The sequence below is a fragment of the Tsukamurella tyrosinosolvens genome (assembly GCF_900104775.1).
GTDB lineage: Bacteria > Actinomycetota > Actinomycetes > Mycobacteriales > Mycobacteriaceae > Tsukamurella > Tsukamurella tyrosinosolvens.
In genome coordinates this window covers 1,516,939-1,536,711 of the sequence record NZ_FNSA01000003.1, presented here as the reverse complement: position 1 = coordinate 1,536,711, position 19,773 = coordinate 1,516,939, and the positions used below count along the sequence as shown (strand labels likewise).

Annotated in this window: 8 protein-coding genes; 7 read left to right on the top strand and 1 reads right to left on the bottom strand. The window is 74.6% G+C overall.

All coding sequences use genetic code 11. The features are described from left to right. The first annotated feature begins 75 nt into the window (after positions 1–75). From BLW32_RS08915 to BLW32_RS08895, 5 genes are read left to right on the top strand one after another with little or no spacing between them, the layout of a single operon-like run. Positions 76–5,535: a type I polyketide synthase gene (locus BLW32_RS08915; protein ID WP_068742588.1), complete on the top strand. Its 5,460-nt coding sequence runs from the start codon at positions 76–78 to the stop codon at positions 5,533–5,535. Beyond that, entirely contained in the window at positions 5,532–9,959 is a 4,428-nt protein-coding gene (locus BLW32_RS08910; protein WP_068742589.1) for a non-ribosomal peptide synthetase, read from the top strand. Before BLW32_RS08915 ends, BLW32_RS08910 begins: the two co-directional genes overlap by 4 nt. Further along, on the top strand, positions 9,956–11,323 hold the full coding sequence (locus BLW32_RS08905; RefSeq protein WP_225535541.1) for an ABC transporter ATP-binding protein: 1,368 nt from the start codon (positions 9,956–9,958) through the stop codon (positions 11,321–11,323). Before BLW32_RS08910 ends, BLW32_RS08905 begins: the two co-directional genes overlap by 4 nt. Beyond that, positions 11,320–12,195: an ABC transporter permease gene (locus BLW32_RS08900; protein ID WP_068526441.1), complete on the top strand. Its 876-nt coding sequence runs from the start codon at positions 11,320–11,322 to the stop codon at positions 12,193–12,195. Before BLW32_RS08905 ends, BLW32_RS08900 begins: the two co-directional genes overlap by 4 nt. A gap of 19 nt (positions 12,196–12,214) precedes the next feature. Next, entirely contained in the window at positions 12,215–13,153 is a 939-nt protein-coding gene (locus BLW32_RS08895) for an LLM class flavin-dependent oxidoreductase (protein ID WP_068742590.1), read from the top strand. Positions 13,154–13,194: 41 nt separating this feature from the next. Here BLW32_RS08895 and BLW32_RS08890 read toward each other — a convergent pair whose 3' ends face one another. Then, complete coding sequence (locus BLW32_RS08890; protein WP_082791527.1) at positions 13,195–13,911, bottom strand: fibronectin type III domain-containing protein; 717 nt, start codon at positions 13,909–13,911, stop codon at positions 13,195–13,197. A gap of 226 nt (positions 13,912–14,137) precedes the next feature. Between BLW32_RS08890 and BLW32_RS08885 the strand changes: the two genes are divergently transcribed. Further along, entirely contained in the window at positions 14,138–18,043 is a 3,906-nt protein-coding gene (locus BLW32_RS08885) for a bifunctional nitrate reductase/sulfite reductase flavoprotein subunit alpha (RefSeq protein WP_068742592.1), read from the top strand. Next, positions 18,030–19,712, top strand: coding sequence for an NTP transferase domain-containing protein (locus BLW32_RS08880; protein WP_068742593.1), 1,683 nt, complete (start codon positions 18,030–18,032; stop codon positions 19,710–19,712). Before BLW32_RS08885 ends, BLW32_RS08880 begins: the two co-directional genes overlap by 14 nt. The last annotated feature ends 61 nt before the right edge of the window (positions 19,713–19,773 follow it).

Here is a 19,773-nt window from a genome sequence, read left to right as displayed (position 1 = left end):
GCACGGTGACTGGGGAGTGACCGTCGGACCGTATTCGGCCAGGGGACAGGGGAGATCGCCGTGAGAGAACAGGCCATGCAGAATCGCGCGGATCGAGCAGAGGCCCAGCGCGAACCGATCGCCGTCGTCGGGATCGGATGCCGCCTCCCGGGCGGCGTGCGCTCCGCGGACGACTTCTGGGCGCTGCTCGACGAGGGCCGCGACGCGATCGTCGACATCCCGGCGGACCGCTGGAGCACCGACCGCTACTACGAGTCCGAGCGCACGCCGGGCAAGAGCCGGGTGCGCCGCGGCGGCTTCCTGACCGACCCGGTCGACGAGTTCGATCCGGCCTTCTTCGGGATCTCCCCCGTGGAGGCGAGCTCGATGGACCCGCAGCAGCGGCTGCTGCTGGAGGTCGCGTGGGAGTCCTTCGAGGACGCCGGGCTGCGCGCCGAGGACCTCGAACGCTCCCAGACCGCCGTCTTCACCGGCGGCTTCACGCTCGACTACAGCCAGATGCAGTTCTCGACGTCCGCCGCCGAGCCGCCGACCGTCGCCGCGCACACGGCGACCGGCGTCGTCATGACGATGCTGTCCAACCGCATCTCGCACGTCTTCGACCTGCTCGGACCGAGCATGTCCGTCGACACGGCGTGCTCGTCGTCGCTGGTGGCGATCCACCTCGCGTGCCAGTCGATCTGGAACGGTGAGAGCGACCTGGCCGTCGCCGGCGGCGTGAACCTGATGCTCAGCCCGAACTTCACCGTCGCCGCGTCGACGGGCGGATTCCTCTCCCCCACCAGCACGTCGCGGGCCTTCGATGCGGCGGCCAACGGGTACGTCCGCGGCGAGGGCGCTGCGCTCGTCGTGCTCAAGCCGCTCGCGCAGGCGCGCGCCGACGGCGATCGGATCTACGCGACGGTGCTCGGCACCGCCGTCAGCCAGGACGGGCGCACCAACGGCATCACCGTCCCGAACGGCGCGAGTCAGAAGCGCGCGATCGAGGCGGCGCTCGCGAACGCCGGCATCGCCGCGGACACCGTCGACTACGTGGAGGCGCACGGCACGGGCACCCCGGTCGGCGATCCGATCGAGGCCAACGCGCTCGGTGAGGTCTACCGCGGCGACCGCCCCGCGGACCGCCCGCTCGTGATCGGCTCCGTCAAGACGAACCTGGGGCACCTCGAGGCCGCCGCGGGCGTCGTCGGTTTCATCAAATCCGCGCTCGCGCTGGGCCACCGGCGCGTACCGCGCCACCTGCACCTCGACGCGCTCAACCCGGCCATCGACCTCGACGAGCTGCGGCTCCGGATCGCCACCGAGCCCGCCGCGCTCCGCCCCGACGGCCGCCTCCGGGCCGGCGTCAACTCGTTCGGTTTCGGCGGCACCAACGCCCACGCGATCCTCGAGTCCGTCCCCGTGGACGCGCCCGCCCCGCCGCCCGCGGACGCCGCGCGCGACGGCATCGCGACCGTGTTACCACTCGCGGCCCGCAGCGAGCCCGCCCTCGCGCAGCTCGCGGACGCCTACGCCGGGCTCGTCGAGTCCGACGGTGCCTCCCCGGTCGCCTCGGCGCTCGCGCACCGGCGCAGCGCGCACCGCACCGCGCGGCTCGCGGTGGTCGCCGCGAACGACGCCGAGGCCGCGGAAGCGCTGCGCGCCGCCGCCGAGGGGACCCCGCACCAGGCCGTGCGGTCGGGCTCCGCGCTCGACGACGCCCGCCCCCTGGCTTTCGTCTACACCGGCATGGGCCCGCAGTGGTGGGGCATGGCCCGCGGCCTGCTGCGGCACAACGCCGTCTTCCGAGCGGCGGTCGACCGCTGCGACGCGGCGATCGCGCCGCTCACGGGCTGGTCGCTCACCGCCGAACTGCTGGCCCCCGAGACGGATTCCCGGATGGCCGAATCCGTGGTGGCGCAGATCGCGAACTTCGGCGTGCAGTACGCGCTGACCCGGCTGTGGGAGTCCTTCGGCGTACGGCCGGACCTCATCGTCGGGCACAGCGCCGGGGAGGTCGCCGCCGCCCTCGAGGCGGGCGCCCTGACCTTCGACGACGCGATCACCGTGATCGTGCACCGCGCCCGCATCCAGCACACCGCGAGCGGGGGCGGCCGCCTGCTGGCCGTCGCGCTCGGCGAGACCGCCGCCGCCGAACTGCCCGAGGTGGTGCGCGGCGACGTCGAGTTCGCCGCGATCAACAGCCCCGATTCTGTCGCGCTCGTGGGCGCGCTCCCCGTCCTGGAACCGCTCGCGGAGCGGCTCGGCGGCGAGGGCGTCTTCGCACGCCTCGTCCCCGGCGACGTCCCGTACCACAGCCGGGCCATGGACCCGCTCGAAGCGGAGGTCCGCACGTCCCTCGCCGGCCTCGCGCCCGGAGCACCGTCGACCCCGCTCTACTCGACGGTGACCGGCGCCCCGGTCCCGCAGGACGGCTCCGAGCCGCACGACGCCGAGTACTGGTGGCGCAACATCCGCCGCCCGGTGCTGTTCGGCGCCGCGGCCGACGCGCTCCTCGCCGACGGTGCGGCGACCTTCCTGGAGATCGGCCCCACGGCGGTGCTCGGCCGGGCGATCGCGGAGGCCGCGTCCGCGCGCGGGCGGACGGTGACGACGACCGCGTCGCTGCGCCGCGACGGTGACGACGCCGAGTCCTTCGCCACGGCGCTGGCCGACCTGTGGGTGCGCGGCGTCGACGTCGACTTCTCCCCGCTCGCGCCCCGTGCACCCATGCGCACGCTGCCCACCTACCCGTGGCAGACGGACCGGTACTGGTCCGAGGGGGACGCCGGCCGCCGGGAGCGTCTCGCGGTCACCGCCGAGCCCTACCTGGGCGACCGATCCGACGGCGCGCTGCCCGGGTGGCGGCGGCTGCTGGACGGCACCGCGCCGCGATCGCTCTCCGACCACGTGGTGCACGGCGCCACGCTGTTCCCCGGCGCCGGCTACGTCGAGATCGCGGCGGAGGTCGCGCGCGACGAGTACGGGGCCTCCGCGTGCACGCTGCTCGACGTCGCGTTCGAGACCGCGCTCGTGCACGGCGGCAGCGGGACCTACCTGATCGACACGAGCCTCGACGCCGACTCGGGCCGGATCGCGATCCACGGGAAGGTGCCCGGCGGCGGCCGGTGGGCGCGCCACGCGACGGCCACCCTGCGGCCCGCGCCGTCCGTCGCGCCCCGCATCGACGTCGGCCCCGTCGCGGGCGCGCCGGTCGCCGAGGACGCGCTGTACGACGGGTTCCGCGACGCGGGCTTCGCGTACGGTCCCGCGTACCGCCTCCTGCACGACGTGACCGTCGGCGACGGCGCCGCATCGGCCCGGATCCGCGCCGTCGCCGCGGAGCCCGTCGCCGAACGCGCCCCGATCCTCGAGCCGAGCGTCCTCGACGCGGCCTTCCAGCTGTTGCTGCCGTTGGCCTTCCAGCGGTCGGAGGGCACGAGGCTCATCCCCGTCGGGGTCGATCGCGTCGTGATCCACGGGCGACCCGACGGCCCCGTCGTCGCGCGGGCCACCGCCCGGGCATCGTCCGACCCCGCCACGATCCGCGGCGACGTGGTCCTCGCCCACGAGGACGGCCGAGTGCTCGCCGAGGTGGAGGGCTTCTCCGTCCGGATCCTCGACGACGCGGCCGCGGCGCCGCAGCGGGTGGGTACCGACTGGGTGTACGAACAGGCCTGGGAGCCGCAGCCCGCCGACGACGCCGAGCGCACCCCCGCCGAGGGCGTCTGGCTGCTCCTCGCGGACGGCACCGGCCTCGCGGATCACCTCGCCGGGCGGCTCGCGGCCGCGGGAGGCACGCCGGTGCTGCTCCGCGCGGGCGACGCCGCCGATGCCGTCGCGCCGGCCGACCGGGCCGCCCTGGCCTCCGCGCTCGACCGGCTCGTTCCCGACGCGGGGCTCCGCGGCATCGTCCACCTGTGGTCGCTCGACGCCTCCCCCGACGCTGCGGACCCGCTGCGCTGGGCGGCGAACGACGCCGTGCTCTCGGTGATGCACCTCGCGGCCGAGCTGGAGCAGCGCGGGCTCGCGGCGCCCACCTTCCTCGTCACGGACGGTGCACAGCCCGTCGCGGGCGTCTCCGAGACGGGCCTCCTGCAGTCCTCACTGCTCGGCGTCGGCCGGGTCCTGCACCACGAGCTGAGCGGGCTGCAGGCCCGGCTCGTGGACCTCGATCCGCGGGATCGGGACGCGAGCGCGGCGATGCTGCTCGACGAGCTCACCGTCGCCGGCACGGACGAGGATCAGGTGGCCTACCGGGACGGCGCACGACTCGTCGCGCGCCTGTACCCGTCGGCCCGGTCCGGCGGGCGGATCCCCGCCCGGATGCGTCCCGACGGTGCCTATCTCGTCACGGGCGGTCTCGGCGCGCTCGGCAGGCTCGTGCTCGTCGCACTCGCCGACCGCGGCGCCGGCCACCTGATCGTGACCAGCCGTTCGGGGCTCCCGCCGCGGGCGGAGTGGGACGCCCTCACCGACGCCGCGCAGCGCGACGGTGTCGCCGCGGTGCGCGCCGCGGAGGCGTCGGGCGCGACGGTGCACGTCGTGCCCGTCGACGTGACGGACGCGCGGGCACTCTCCGACACTCTCGTTCGCTTGCACGCGGCGGGCGTCCCGGCCCTGCGCGGCGTGATCCATTCCGCCGGCGCCGTGGACGACCAGATCCTCGTGCGGATGACGCAGGAGCAGGTCGAGCGGGTGGTCCGGCCGAAGGTGCTCGGCGGCTGGGCCCTGCACGAGGCGACCGCCGGGGAGCCGCTCGACTTCTTCACGCTGTTCTCCTCGATCTCCGCCGTGATCCCGTCGCCCGGGCAGGGCAATTACGCCGCTGGGAACGCCTTCCTCGACGCGCTCGCCCACTACCGCCGGGCGCAGGGCCTGCCGGCCCTGTCGATCAACTGGGGCCCGTGGGACGCCGGCATGATCGCGAGCCTCGGATTGCGCGAGCTCTACGGGCAGCGCGGGATCGACCTCATCGACCCCGAGACCGGCATGACGCTCCTCGCCGAGTTGCTGGGCTCCGGCGAGGTGCAGCAGGGGGTGGTCTCCGCGCATTGGCCCACGGTGATCGAGAGTTACGCGCTCACCCCGATCCTCGTCGCCCACCTGGGCCGCGGGGAGGAGGACGGCGACCACGACGGCGAGTCGATCCTCGAACGGCTCGGCGCCGTCGCGGCGGCGGACCGTACGCCCATCGCGACCGACGGGGTGCGCCTCACCGTCTCGAGGGTGCTGCGGATGGCCGAGGAGAACATCCCCGACGACGAGCCGCTCGGCCGGCTCGGCGTGGACTCGATGCTCGCCACCGAGCTCCGGATCCGGGTGGAGCAGCAGTTCCGCGCCGCGCCGTCGATCGCCTTCCTCCTCGACGGAGCGACGGTGGCGACGATCGCCGCCGAGCTGCTCGCCACCCTCGACATGCCGTCGGACGACGCGGTACCCGACGCCGAGGTCGACGACCTCGCCGCGTTGCTGGCCGACCTGGACGACGACGCGGTCGCCGCCCTGCTCGCCGAGTCCGAGACCACCGAACCGAACGCCGGAGGCCCCCGATGACCGAGATCGAAGACCGCCTCGCGGCACTGAGCCCCACCCAGCGGCGTGCGCTGCTGGCCCGGCTGGGCAAGGCCCCGTCGACCGCGCCGCCGATCACGCCCCGCGTGCGCGAGGGCGACGCCGTCCGGCTCTCGGCCACCCAGGAGAACATGTGGTTCCTGGAGCAGTTCCATCCCGGCACGACGATGCACGTCATGTCCGGCGTCGCCCGACTGCCGATCGACGTTCCGCACGACGTGTTCACCGACTGCCTCGCCGAGGTGATCGAGCGGCACCCCGTGCTGCGCACCCGGTTCGGCATGGAGGACGGGGAGCCGGTCGCGCGGATCGCACCCGCCGAGCGGCCCGAGGTCGCGGTCCTCGACGGGATCGACGAGGCGCCGATGTGGGCCCGGTTCGACGAGGACGCGCGGACGCCCTTCGACATCGCGCGGGAGCCGCTGCTGCGGGCGACGCTCGCGCGCAGCACCTCCGGCGGCACGTGGGTGCAGATCACGCTGCACCACATGGTGGCGGACGGCTACTCCACCGGCATCCTCTTCGCCGAGCTCGGCCGGCTCGCGACCGGCCGCCTGGTCGGCCGGCTGCAACAGCTGCCCGACGTCCCGTTCCAGTACGCCGACGTGGCCCTGTGGGAGCGCGAGCACGCGGAGGCGGACGCCGACGCCACGGACATCGCGTACTGGACGGAACGGCTCGCCGACGCGCCCGCCGCGCTGACCCTGCCGACGGACCGTCCCCGGCCGGCCCGCCAGGGCTACCGGGGCCGCCGCACGGAGTTCGCGCTGAGCGCCGAGCGAGCCACGGCCGTCCGGACGTTCAGCGCCGAGCACGGTGTCACCCCGTTCGTGACCGTGCTCTGCGCCTACGCGACGGTCCTGTCCCGGTGGGCGGCGCAGGACCGGGTCGTCGTCGGGGTCCCCGTCGCCCAGCGTTCCCGGCCGGGGACCGAGCGGGTGATCGGCCCGTTCCTCAACACACTCGCGCTGCCGGTGACGCTCGGCGAGGACCGGACCGTCAAGGAACTGCTCACCCAGGTGAACGCCGAGGTCCGCGAGGGCTTCGCCCACCAGGACGCGCGTTTCGACCGCGTGCTCTCGGCGCTCGACCTCGGCCGCGACCCCGCGCGCCCGCCGCTGTTCCAGGCGATCCTCAACATGCAGGAGGACCGCAGCGCGCCCGAGATGCACCTGCGCGACCTGTACAACGGCTGCGCCAAGTTCGACGTGCTGCTCAACGTGACCACCACGCCCACGACGATGTCGGGCACCCTGGACGTCGCGGCCGACCTGTTCGACCAGGAGACCGCCGACGCACTGATCGACGGCTTCGTCGCGGTGCTCGACGCGCTCACCGCGCCCGGTTCCCCCGGGGGACGGTCGATCTCGACGCTGCCCTTGTCGACCGCGCCGCTCGCGGTCGAGCCACCGATCGCACAGCCCGCGACCGCCGCGCTGGACGAGTACGTCCTCGCCGCGGCTCGCGGCGCCGCGGACCGCACGGCGATCGTCGCCGGACCTGAGCGGATCACCTACGCCGCGCTGGACGCCCGCGTCGGACGCCTCGCCGCCCGGATCGCGGAGCACCTCGACGCCCCGCCGCAGACGCCCGTGGGGCTGCTGCTGCCGCGGTCGGCGGACGTCATCGTCGCCATGCTCGCGACGCTCCGGGCCGGCTACGCCTTCGTGCCGCTCGACCCCGCCTACCCCGCCGAGCGCCTCGCGTTCATCTGCGCCGACGCCGGCATCCCTGCGCTCATCACCACCGCCGAGAACCTGGCCGAGGTGCCGGGCCTCGACCTCCCCTGGCTCGACGTCGCGGACGCCCCGGCGGGGCCTGCCCCGGCACCGTCCGACGAGGATCCCGCGACCCGAACGGCCTACATGCTCTACACGTCCGGGTCCACCGGGCGCCCGAAGGGCGTGCGGGTCTCCCACCGCAACGTCGTCACGTTCCTCGAGGCGATGCGCGCCGAGCCCGGCATGGCGCCCTCGGACACGCTCCTGGCCGTCACGAGCCCATCGTTCGACATCGCGATCCTCGAGCTCCTGCTCCCGCTCGCCGCCGGGGCGCGCGTCGTCATCGCCGACGGTGACGACGCCCGCGACGGCGACCGGCTCGCGGCGCTGCTCGACGAGTACGCGGTGACCGTCATGCAGGCCACCCCCACCACGTGGCACCTGCTGCTCGACGCCGGCTGGACCGGCACCCGCGGACTGCGCGCGCTGTGCGGCGGCGAGGCGATGCCCGCGGTGCTCGCGGGCCGCCTCCTGGCCGGCACGGACGAGGTGTGGAACATGTACGGCCCCACCGAGACCACCATATGGTCGACGGTGCACCGGGTCACCGGCGCCGACGTCGCCGCGGGCGCGATCCCGATCGGACACCCGATCCGCGGCACGGGCATCGTGGTCGCCGACGCCACCGCCGCGCCCGTCCCCGACGGCGTCTTCGGCGAGCTGTGCATCGTCGGCGACGGGGTGACGCTCGGTTACCACGACCGGCCCGAGCTCACCGCCGACCGCTTCGTGCAGCTGGCCGGAGAGACTCCGGCACGGGCGTACCGGACGGGCGACCTGGTGCGCCGGTTCCGCGACGGGCGGATCGAGTTCGGCGGCCGGATCGACACCCAGGTGAAGGTCCGCGGCTTCCGCGTCGAACTGGGCGAGATCGAGAGCGCGCTCGAGACCGCCCTGCCGGGCGTCCGCGCGATCGCCGCGGTCGACGCCGGCGGGACCGCGGTCACCGCATTCCTCGAGTGCTCTGCGGAACAGCTGGGCGACACCGGTGCCCTGCTCGCGGGCCTGCGGGAGACCCTGCCGCCGTACATGGTGCCGAGCGCCTTCGCGGTCGTCGACGCCTTCCCACTGACCCCGAACCGCAAGATCGACCGCAAGGCGCTCGCCGCCCGCGGCGGTGCGCCCGTGGCCCTGGCCGCCGCGAGCGGCACGGAGTACGTCGCCGCCCGCACCGACCTGGAGCGCGATCTCACCGCGATCTGGACCGACCTGCTGTCGCTGCGCACCGCTCCCGGCGTCCGCGACGACTTCTTCCTCCTCGGCGGGCACTCACTGCTCGCGACGAAGCTGGTCTTCCGGGTGCGGGAGAAGCTCGGCCGCGTGGTGCCGCTGCCGGCGCTGTTCGCCGGAGAGCTCACCATCGAGCGGCTGGCGGCGATCCTCGAGCAGGGCGGCGCCGGCTTCGAGAGCAGCCTGGTCCTCGCCGACGAGGTCGTCCTCCCCGACGACATCCGGCCCGCGCCGGGCGCGCCCGTGCGGAGCGCCACCGACCCGCGGCACCTCTTCGTCACGGGCGCGACGGGTTTCGTCGGCGCCTTCCTCCTCGCCGAGCTGCTGACCACGACGTCGGCCACCATGCACTGCCTGGTCCGCGCGGGCTCGCCCGAGGACGGCTTCGACCGGATCCGGACGACGATGCGCGACTACGGGATCTGGGACGACGCCCACGCCGCCCGGATCGTCGCGGTGCCCGGCGACCTGACCCGACCGCGGCTCGGCGTGACCGACGCGGCCTGGGCGGACCTGGCGGCCACCGCCGACGGCATCGTGCACTGCGGCGCCGACGTGAACTTCCTGCGGCCCTACCCCACCCTGAAGTCCGCGAACGTCGACGGGACGGTGCAGGTCCTCGCACTCGCGTGCGACGGCCCGGTCAAGCCCGTGCACTTCGTCTCGACCACGTACGTCTTCTCGCGGTTCTCCTACCCGCAGGACACCGTCTTCGCCGAGGACGACCGGAGCCCCGTCCAGGACCCGCGGTTCACCTTCGGGTACACCCAGTCCAAGTGGGTGGGCGAGCAGCTCGTCTTCGAGGCGCGCTCGCGGGGAGTGCCGACGTACGTCTACCGCACCGGCCGTGTCGCGGGGCACAGCCGCACCGGCGCCTGCCAGCGGTCGGACTTCCTGTGGCAGACGATCCGGCTCGGGGTCGCCCTCGGCGCGGCTCCAACGATGGACATGTCGACCGACATCACCCCCGTCGACTACGTGGTCGGCGCGATCGCGCACCTGGCGGGGCAGCAGGAGCTCGCGGGGCGCACGTTCCACGTCGTCTCGCCGGAGACGGTGGCGGTGCCGGACCTGGTGCGCTGGATGTCCGACTTCGGCTACGCCGGCGAGGAACTGCCCTTCGGGCAGTGGTGTGAGCGAGCGGCGGAGCTGGCCGAGCGCGAGGGCGACGAGACGGCCGCCGCGCTGGCGCCGTTCCTGTCGGCGACGCCGCTGGACAACATGCCCGACGCGACGTTCGACGACGCGAACGTGCGGGAGGGCCTGGCGGGGAGCGGCATCTCCTGTCCCCCGATCGACGGTGCGCTGCTGCGCCGCTACTTCGAGTGGTTCATCGACTGCGGCTACCTGCCGGCGCCGTCGTCCCTGGACCTCCCGGAGAGCGCGGCCTCATGAGCGCGACGTCACCGCGCGGCCCGGTGGAGCGGACGACGACCACGCTCCGCGAGCGGCGCCGCCGAACCCCCGCGCCGCCCGGCACTCCCGCCACGTTCCCCGTACGCACGCGCGCGTCGCGCCCGTCGGTCACCGCATCGCGGCCCCTGCCCGTCGCGCGTCCGGCGCTGCCCGCGGCACGGGCGGCCCTCCCCGCGGCTCCCCCGAAGCCGGTGCCGCAGGCGACCGCGGCGCCGGCGGCGCCGGCAGGGCGCCCCTCCGCTTCCTCGGCCCCGGCCGCACACCCCGTGTCGCCGCCCGCCGCACGCCCCGCTCCGGCGGCTCCGGCCGACCGCCCACCGGCCGCGCAGGCGGCGCGCCGACCGTCGGGTCCGCACGGCGGTCCCCCGGCCGCCGTCCCGCCACCCCTGCCGGCCCGGCCCGCGCCCGCCGGTCCCCCGATGCCCGCCGCAGGGCCCGGCGCCCCGCCGGTCATCAGCGTGCGGAACCTGGTCAAGACCTACGGCGACGTGCGCGCCGTGGACGGCGTCTCCTTCGACGTCGCGGGCGGCAGCACCTTCGCCTTCCTCGGCACCAACGGCGCGGGCAAATCGACGACGATCAGCTGCATCACCACGCTGAAGTCCGTGTCCTCCGGCACGATCCACGTCGCGGGACTGGAGGTGGGCCGACAGGACCTCGACATCCGCCGCGCGATCGGCGTCGTCTTCCAGGAGTCCCTGCTGGATCCGGTGCTCTCGGTGCAGGAGAACCTCGCCCTGCGCGCGACGTTCTACGGCATCGACGCGAAGACGGCGAAGGAGCGGATCGCCGGACTGTCCTCGCTGCTCGGGCTCGAGGAGTTCCTCGCCCGCCGGTACAAGGCGCTGTCGGGCGGGCAGAAGCGGCGCGCGGACATCGCCCGCGCGCTGATCCACCAACCCCGCATCCTGTTCCTCGACGAGCCGACGACGGGGCTCGACCCCGACTCGCGGGACCGCGTCTGGTCGACCATCCTCGACCTGCAGAAGCGCCTGCGGCTCACCGTCTTCCTCACCACGCACTACATGGAGGAGGCCGAGCGCGCCGACCGCATCGCGATCATCGACCACGGCCGGATCGTCACGGCGGGAACGCCGACGGAGCTACGGAGCGCACACGCGAAGGACGAGCTGCGGGTCACGCTCAGGGACCCGCGGCGCTTCGACCAGCGGTTCGGACCCCGAGCGCGACGCAACGGCACCGAGCGGAGGATCACCGTCGAGTCCAGCGGCGAGGCCAGGGCGGTCCTGCGCGACTTCGACACCGACATCACCGATTTCGAGTTCCGCCACGGCACGATGGACGACGTCTTCCTCGCCATCACGCGAGGAGGTGCGCGATGACGCTCGCGAATCTCACCCGGCGCAACGTCGTCGTCTTCTTCCGCGATCCGGCGGCCGTGTTCTTCTCGCTGCTCTCGCCGATCATCCTGTTCGTGCTGTTCTCCGCCTTCCTCGGCGGCGTGCAGACGGACGCCCTGCAGAAGTCCCTGCCCACCGCGAGCGCCGACGACGTCGACGCCTTCGTGTACTCCTGGGTGATCGCGAACCTGGTCATGATCACCACCGCGACGACCAGCCTGTCCGCGCTGGTGGTCTTCGTGAACGACCGGGTGGGCAACGTCTTCCGCGACTTCCTGGTCTCCCCGATCAGCCGGCTCCAGATGATCCTGAGCTACCTGCTCGGGGCGTTCGTGGTGTCGGTCGCGCTGAGCACGACGGTGTTCGTCCTCGCGGACGTCTATCTCGGCGTCGTCCACTCGGCGGCGCTGTCGGCGGGCGCCTTCGCGCAGGCACTGGCGCAGCTGGTCGGCTTCTGCCTGCTGTTCTCCGCGATCTGGAGCCTCGTGGTCACGTTCATCGGTTCCGCCGGCGTCTTCACCTCGGTCGCGACGATCGTGGGGACGGCGGGCGGCTTCCTGGCGGGCGCCTACATCACCGTCGGGGCGCTACCGAGCGGCGTCGTGACGTTCATGAACGTGCTCCCGCTGAACCAGGCCGCGACGCTGATGCGCGGCCCGTTCACTCGCGGTCCGCTCGACGCCCTCGCCGGCACGTCCGACCAGGCCCGCGGGACGATCGAAGAGGAGTACGGGCTCCTCCCCCACATCGCGTCCGCGCAGGTCCCGGAATGGGCGATCTGGGTGTTGTTCGCCGTTCTGTTCGTGGTCTTCGTCCTCCTCGGCGCCTGGCGCATCGGCCGCAGGATCGGCTGAGCCGTCGTAGCGTGGCGGCATGACCGCCGCGAGTTTCTCCGTCTCGATCCCACAGATCCTCGACGGGGACTTCGACGCCGCCGGCGTCCGGGACTACCTCGTCCGCGCGGAAGAGCTCGGCTTCGAGGGCGCGTGGACGTCGGAGCAGACGGTGGGCGGCGCGGCGATGCTCGCACCGCTGGAGCTGCTGTCCTGGCCCGCCGCGTGCACGAGCCGGCTGCGCCTCGGGGTGGCGGTCATCGTCTCCTCGCTGCACGATCCGCTGCAGCTGGCGGCCGCGGCCACCGCGGTCGACCGGCTCAGCCACGGTCGCCTCGACCTCGGCGTGGGATCGGGCGGCGACTTCCGGCCGTTCGCCGCGTTCGGCGTCGCTCGCGAGACCTTCATCGCCTCGTACACCGAGGGCATCGAGCTCATGAAGGCCGCGTGGGCCGACGACCCGATCGTGACGTTCCACGGGCGGTTCCGCGACGCCGACGGGGTGTCGATCCCGCTGAAGCCCGTGCAGCGGCCGCACCCGCCGCTGTGGTTCGGTGGAGGCGCCCCGAAGGCGCTCGCCCGCGCCGTGCGCCTCGGCGACGGGTTCATGGGCGCGGGGTCGTCGACCACCGCGCACTTCCGGGGCGCGGTCGCCGCAGTCCGCGAGGAACTGGCGGGGCAGGGCCGGGACGACGCCGGGTTCCGGATCGGCAAGCGCGTGTACCTGGTCGTCGACGACGACGCCGACCGCGCGCGCCGCGCGGCGGACGAGGGACTGTTCCGGATCTACGGCGCGATGGCGGCCCGGTTCGGCGACGTCGCGGTGACGGGGACACCGGAACAGGTCGCCGACGGCCTGCGCGAGGTCGTCGACGCGGGCGCGCAGACCATCCTGCTCAACCCGATGGGATTCGACGTCGCCGCCGACCGCGAGCAGCTGGAACGGCTGCACGCCGAGGTCCTCCCCCTGCTCGGCTGAGGGCCCGCCCGATCAAGGACCGGTCGGTCGGGCCCGGCGGGTCACCCGAGCACCCGGCGGCTCGGCGCCGCGGCGTTGTCCGCTGCGGCACGGGTCCGCGAAGCCGGGGTCACGCACACCACGTCGCCGGAGTACGCCTCCCGCCACACGAAGCCCTGCCGGCAGGTGTTGGGCCCGTACGCCCCGCCGCCCGGCTGCCGGCGGGACGACGCGAGCCGGTTCTCCTCGACCGTCGCGGTCCGGGTCGACGGCGTCACGCAGACATGATCGGAGGAGCGGGCCTCACGCCAGACGAAGCCCTGCTTACAGGTGTCCGGGCCGTACGGCAGGCTCGAGCGGACCGTGATCGACGCCTCCTCCCAGGGCGAGCACGTCGAGCTGCTCAGGACGTGGGTCTCGCAGCCCTGGACCTTCACCGAGTAGGTGACGCCCGGGTGCACGTCGTTGATCCGGAAGCTCCCCGCCCGGCCCCCGGCCACGGCGTGCTGCGTCTCCGCCCGCCCCGGGCGACTCCACCGGACGTTGTACCCGTCCCACTCCTGATCGCCGCGCCACTCGACGACGATCGTGGTCCCCGTCTGATACAGGTTGTCGATGCACGGCTGCCCCACGGCGCACAGCACCTGACCGCCGGACGGCACCGCCGATGCGGGCGCCGCGACGGCGAGCACGCCGCACGCGACGGCGCCCCCGGCGACCACCGCCCGGCTGAACCGCGCGCCGCAGGAGCGACTGGTCCTGACTGTCCTCGTGCTCATGATGTCTCCTTCGGGGCCGCTGCTGATCCCGTGAGTCAACCGCCACCGCGACCGCGCCGGTAGCGTGCCGGACTACTCGACGTCGAGGACCCTCTACTCGATTCCCGCCGGCGGCCCCTCGGGGCGACGACCGCACGCCGAGTAGTGCAGGCCGGCGCGGAGCAGGTGACATCGCCGTAACAATCCGGCCCGACCCCGGAAACACCGCGCGGGCACCGTGGGCGGCATGGATGTGCAGACGGTGTGCGGGTACTGCGGGGTGGGCTGCGGCCTCACCCTGCAGGTGCGCGACGGTGCCGTCACGGGCTCCGTCGGCACGAAGAGTCACCCGGCCAACCGGGGCAGGCTGTGCACCAAGGGCACCACCACGGTCGACCTGCTCGCCGCGGACGGGCGGCAGGCCCGCGCCGAGCTTCGCACGGTCCGGGGCGCGCCGCGCGGCCCCGTCGACCTCGCTGACGCGATCGCGGAGACCGGTCGGCGGCTACGGGAGATCCGCGACGAGCACGGGCCGGACGCCATCGCCCTCTACGTGAGCGGGCAGATGACGCTGGAGGCGCAGTACCTCGCCACCAAGCTGGCGAAGGGCTTCGTCCGTACCAAGTGGATCGAATCCAACTCGCGGCTGTGCATGGCCAGCGCCGGCACCGGGTACAAGCAGTCCCTCGGCTCCGACGGCCCGCCCGGCAGCTACGACGACCTCGACCACGCCGACGTCTTCCTCGTCCTGGGCGCCAACATGGCCGACTGCCATCCCATCCTGTTCCTGCGGATGATGGACCGGGTCAAGGCCGGCGCGAAGCTCATCGTGGTCGACCCGCGGCGTACCGCCACCGCCGCGAAGGCGGACCTGCACCTCGCCGTCCGCCCCGGCACCGACCTCGCGCTGCTCAACGGCCTCCTCCGCCTGCTGACCGACCGGAACGACCTGGACGCGGATTTCATCGCCGCCCACACCGAGGGGTGGGAGGCCATGCCCGCCTTCCTCGAGGACTACCCGGTCGATCGCGTCGCCGAGATCACCGGGCTCGACGCCGCCGACATCGAGCGCATCGCCGAGCTCATCGGGGGCGCCGCGAACTGGACGAGCCTGTGGACCATGGGCCTGAACCAGTCGACGCACGGCACCTGGAACACGATCGCCCTCTGCAACCTGCACCTCGCCACCGGCGCGATCTGCCGGACCGGATCGGGTCCGTTCAGCCTCACCGGCCAGCCGAACGCGATGGGCGGCCGCGAGATGGGCTACATGGGGCCCGGCCTGCCCGGCCAGCGGTCCGTCCTCGACGACGACGACCGCGCCCGCGCCGAGGCCCTCTGGGGCCTGCCGGAGGGCACGATCCGCGCCGAGGCCGGCCAGGGCACCGTCGAGATGTATCGGGAGCTCGCCGCCGGAACCGTCAAGGCGGCATGGATCATCTGCAGCAACCCGGTGGCGTCGATGGCGAACCGCTCCACCGTGATCGACGCCCTGCGCTCCGCGGAGCTGGTGGTCGTACAGGACGCGTACACCGGCACCGAGACCGCGGAGTACGCGGACGTCGTGCTACCCGCCGCACTCTGGGCCGAGACCGACGGGGTGATGGTCAACTCGGAGCGCTCCCTCACCCGCACCGCGGCCGCCACCCCGCCGCCCGGCGACGCGCTGCCCGACTGGAAGCTGATCTGCCTCATCGCCGCCGAGCTCGGGCACGGCGCCGATTTCGACTACCCCGACGCGGCCGCGGTCTTCGAGGAGCTCAAGGCCTTCCACAATCCGCGGACCGGCTGGGACGTGCGCGGCGTCGACCATGCCCGCCTCGCGCAGGGCCCGGTGCAGTGGCCCGCGGCGCCCGGCGGGCCCGACCGGAACCCGATCCGCTACCTGGACCCCGACAACCCCGACCGGGGCCCGGTCTTCGCCACGCCGTCGGGCCGTGCCCGCTTCCTCCCCCGGCCCTACCTACCGCCCGCCGAACTGCCCGACGACGAGTACCCACTGATCCTCACCACCGGCCGCCTCGCGCACCAGTGGCACACCATGACCAAGACGGGCCGCGTCGCCAAGCTCAACCGCCTCAACCCCGCGCCCTTCCTCCAGCTCAATCCCGAGGACGCCGGCCGCCTCGGCGTCGCCGACGGCGCGCAGGTGCGGGTCTCCAGCAGACGCGGCGGCGCGACGTTGCCGGTCGCGGTGGACGACGCCGTCCGCCCCGGAGTCTGCTTCGCCCCCATGCACTTCGCCGACGCCTTCGGAGAGGATGTGGCCGTGAACGCGGTGACCAACGACGCCGTCGACCCCGAGTCCCTGCAGCCCGAGTTCAAGGTGAGCGCGGTCGCGCTGACCCCGGTGCCGGCGGAACCGCCCGCCCCGGCGGAGGCCCCGGCGTCCCCGCTCGCGGCGGCGCTCGCGCCGTACGCCTCCGGCCCGGGCGAGCTGACCGCCGAGGCATCGGGCTTCCTCGGCGGCCTGCTCACGGGCCTGAGCGTGGCGCCGCCGTCGGGCGTGCCGACGGTGCCCGGGGACGCCCCGCTCGCCCCGATCGCCCGGGCCTGGCTCGAGGGCGTCCTGGCGGGCGTCTTCGGCGGCGCGCCGCAGGAACCTGCGGCGACGGTGACCGTCGTCTGGGCGTCCCAGACGGGTACCGCGGAGACCTACGCGGCGGACTGTGCGGCGGCGCTGCGCGGCGCGGGCATGACGGCGACGGTCCTCGGCGCCGAACAGGTCTCGCCCGCCCAGCTGACGGGCACCGTGCTGTTCCTGGTCGCCACGACCGGCGACGGCGAGGCGCCCGACAACGGCGTCGCGCTGTGGGATGCCCTGGCCGCGGCGGAGCCGGGCGACCTGAGCGGTCTGCGGTTCTCCGTCCTGGGCTTCGGCGACCCCTCGTACGCCGACTTCTGCGGCTTCGCCCGCAAGCTGGACGCCCGCCTCGAACACCTCGGGGCCGCCCGGGTCGCGCCGCGCGCGTCCTGCGAGCCCGACTACGCCGAGACCGCCGCCACCTGGCTGGGCTCCGTGATGACCGCGCTGGATCCGGATGCCGCGCCGCCGCAGCCCGCCGCGACGGAGCCGACGGGTCACTCCCGGACCAACCCGCTGCGCACCCGGCTGCTCGAGTCCGAGTTGCTCTCCGGCGAGGGGTCGGCGAAGGACGTGCGCCGCTTCACCTTCGCCCTCCCGTCCGACGCGCTCGCCTACCGCGCCGGCGACGCGTTGGGGATCTGGCCGGTGAACTCGGGGGCCGTCATCGAGGAGTTCTGCGCCCGCACCGGCGTGCAGCGCGACGCCGCCGACCTGGACCGCAAGGACCTCACGCGCATCACCCCCGAACTGCTGCGGTTCGTCGCGGACCGCTGCGAGGTGAGCGACGAACTGCGCGCGATCCTCGACGAGCCCACGACGTTCGCCTCCTGGACCTGGGGCAGGCAGCTGCTCGACCTGCTCGCCGCGCACCCGGTCGAGGCCGAACCGGCGGAGTGGGAGGAGCTTCTGCGGCCGCTCACCCCGCGGCTGTACTCGATCTCGTCGAGCCCGCGCGAGGACCCCGACCGCGTCTCGATCACCGTCTCCGTCGTGGGCTTCGAGCACGACGGGCGGCGCCGCGGCGGCACCTGCTCGACGCACCTCGCGGGCCTCGACGCGGGCGGCGAGGTGGACGTCTTCGTGCAGCCGACCCGCGGTTTCCTCCCGCCGGAGGACGCCGACGCACCGGCGATCATGATCGGCCCGGGCACGGGCATCGCTCCCTTCCGCGGCTTCCTGCACGACCGGGCACGCAGCGGCGCGACGGGGCCGAACTGGCTGTTCTTCGGCGAGCAGCACGAGGCCACGGACTTCTACTACCGCGCGGAGCTGGACGCCCTCGCGGCCGACGGGGTGCTCACCCGGGTCGACACCGCCTTCTCCCGGGACACGCCCCGGAAGGTGTACGTGCAGGACCGGATGCGCGAGCACGCCGCCGAGTTGTGGGAGTGGATCCGGCGCGGCGCGCACGTCTACGTGTGCGGCGACGCGGCCCGCATGGCCCGCGACGTGGACGAGGCCCTGCGCGGTATCGTCGCCGAACACGGCCACATGGCCCCGCGGAGCGCGGACGCCTACCTGGCGGCGCTGTCCGCCGAACGGAGATACGTGCGTGACGTCTACTGACCCCGACCCGGCCGCGTCCTGCGACGCGGCCGTCGTCGTGGCCGGTGGCGGCGCCCGCCGCCTCGGGCGGGACAAGCCCGAGGTCGTGATCGGCGGACGGCGGCTCCTCGACGCCGCGGTCGCCGCGGCCGGCGGGGCCCCGACCGTCGTCGTGGGTCCGCCGCGGGCGGTGCCGGCGGGCGTCGCGGTGGTCCGGGAGGATCCGCCGGGCGGCGGGCCGCTCGCCGCGATCGCGGCCGGACTCGCCGCCGTTCCTCCGGGCGCGCGGACGATCGCGGTGCTGGCCGCGGACCTGCCCGACGTGGAAGCGTCGGACCTCGCCCGTCTCGCCGCGCTCCGCGCCGCGACCGATGCGCCGGTCGCCCTGGCCGAGGACCGGCACGGGCGCGCCCAGTACCTGCTCGCGGTGTGGGACGCCGCCGCGCTCCGCGCCGCCGTCGCCGGGATCGACAGCGCCGCGGGCGGCCCCGTCCGCGCGATCGTGCCGCCCGACGCACCGCGACTGCGCCTGCCGCTCGCGGACGTCGACACCCCGGGGGACCTGGCCCGGGCCGAGGCATCGCCCCTCGCGGTCCGCCGCCTCCTCCGGGCCACCCTTCCCGCGCTGCCGGCGGCGGGCGGGCCGCCGGTGCTCGGTTCGGTCCTCGCGGAGCCACTCGCAGCCGCCGCACCCTTCCCGCCGTTCGACCAGTCCGCGATGGACGGCTGGGCGGCGGCGGGCCCGCCGCCGTGGCGGGCGGTCGACGGCGCCACGCTCGCCGGCCACGCCGCGCCGCCGCTGGCGGTCGGCGCCGCGGTGCGCATCGCGACGGGCGCGCGCCTGCCCGCTGGGGCCGATCGCGTGATCCGGGACGAGGAGATCTCGCGGGACGGCCCCCTCCTGACCTGTATCGATCCGGGCCGCAACGACGTCCGCCCGGCGGGCTCGGCGTGGCCGGCCGGAGCGGTGCTCGCCCCCGCGGGCACCGCGGTCGACCCGGTGCTGATCTCCCTGGCGACCGCGGCCGGTGTCGACGCGGTCGCCGCCCGCGGGCCCGTGCGGATCCGCCTGCACTCCTCCGGCGACGAGGTCGGCGCGACGGGCGGCGCCGGCCTCCCGGAGACAGCGTGGGGCCCCGTCGCCGCGACGTTCGGCGCCGTCGGCTGCGAGGTCCTGCGCGGCCCGCACCTGCCGGACGCGCCCGCCTCCTTCCGCGCCGCGCTCCTGCCCGACGGGGCCGACGTCGTCGCGATCATCGGCGCCACCGGCCGCGGGGCCGCGGACCGGCTGCGCGGCGCGCTCTCCGAGACCGGCGCGACGCTGCTCGTCGACGGGGTGGACGTGCGCCCCGGCGGCTCCCTCCTCGTGGCGACGGTGCCGGACGGCCCGATCGTGCTGGGCCTGGGCGGCAACCCGATGGCGGCGATGCTGGGGGCCGCACTCCTGGCGCGGCCCGTGCGCGCCGCACTCCTTTGCGAGGCGCCGCGCGCGGCCGAACTGCTCCCCCTCGCCGACGCCAACCTCGACGACCGCTGGCGCATGCTGCCCGTGGAGCCCGACGGCGCGGGCCGCTGGCGCGTTCCGGCGACCGTCGCGACACCGCACCTGCGCGACGCCGTGGCCCGCCGCGCCGTCGCCCTCGTTCCCCCGCTCGCGCGCCCCGGGGACCTCGCCGAACGCCTGGCCTGACTCCTCACGCCCGCGCACGACTCCCCGTGAGGAAGGCGTGATCGACGGGCAACACGGCGGC

Coding starts and splice junctions, on each gene's coding strand:
- BLW32_RS08890 (WP_082791527.1), bottom strand. CDS start 13,911: ATGAGCACGAGGACAGTCAGGACCAGTCGCTCCTGCGGCGCGCGGTTC.
- BLW32_RS08910 (WP_068742589.1), top strand. CDS start 5,532: ATGACCGAGATCGAAGACCGCCTCGCGGCACTGAGCCCCACCCAGCGG.
- BLW32_RS08915 (WP_068742588.1), top strand. CDS start 76: ATGCAGAATCGCGCGGATCGAGCAGAGGCCCAGCGCGAACCGATCGCC.
- BLW32_RS08900 (WP_068526441.1), top strand. CDS start 11,320: ATGACGCTCGCGAATCTCACCCGGCGCAACGTCGTCGTCTTCTTCCGC.
- BLW32_RS08895 (WP_068742590.1), top strand. CDS start 12,215: ATGACCGCCGCGAGTTTCTCCGTCTCGATCCCACAGATCCTCGACGGG.
- BLW32_RS08885 (WP_068742592.1), top strand. CDS start 14,138: ATGGATGTGCAGACGGTGTGCGGGTACTGCGGGGTGGGCTGCGGCCTC.
- BLW32_RS08905 (WP_225535541.1), top strand. CDS start 9,956: ATGAGCGCGACGTCACCGCGCGGCCCGGTGGAGCGGACGACGACCACG.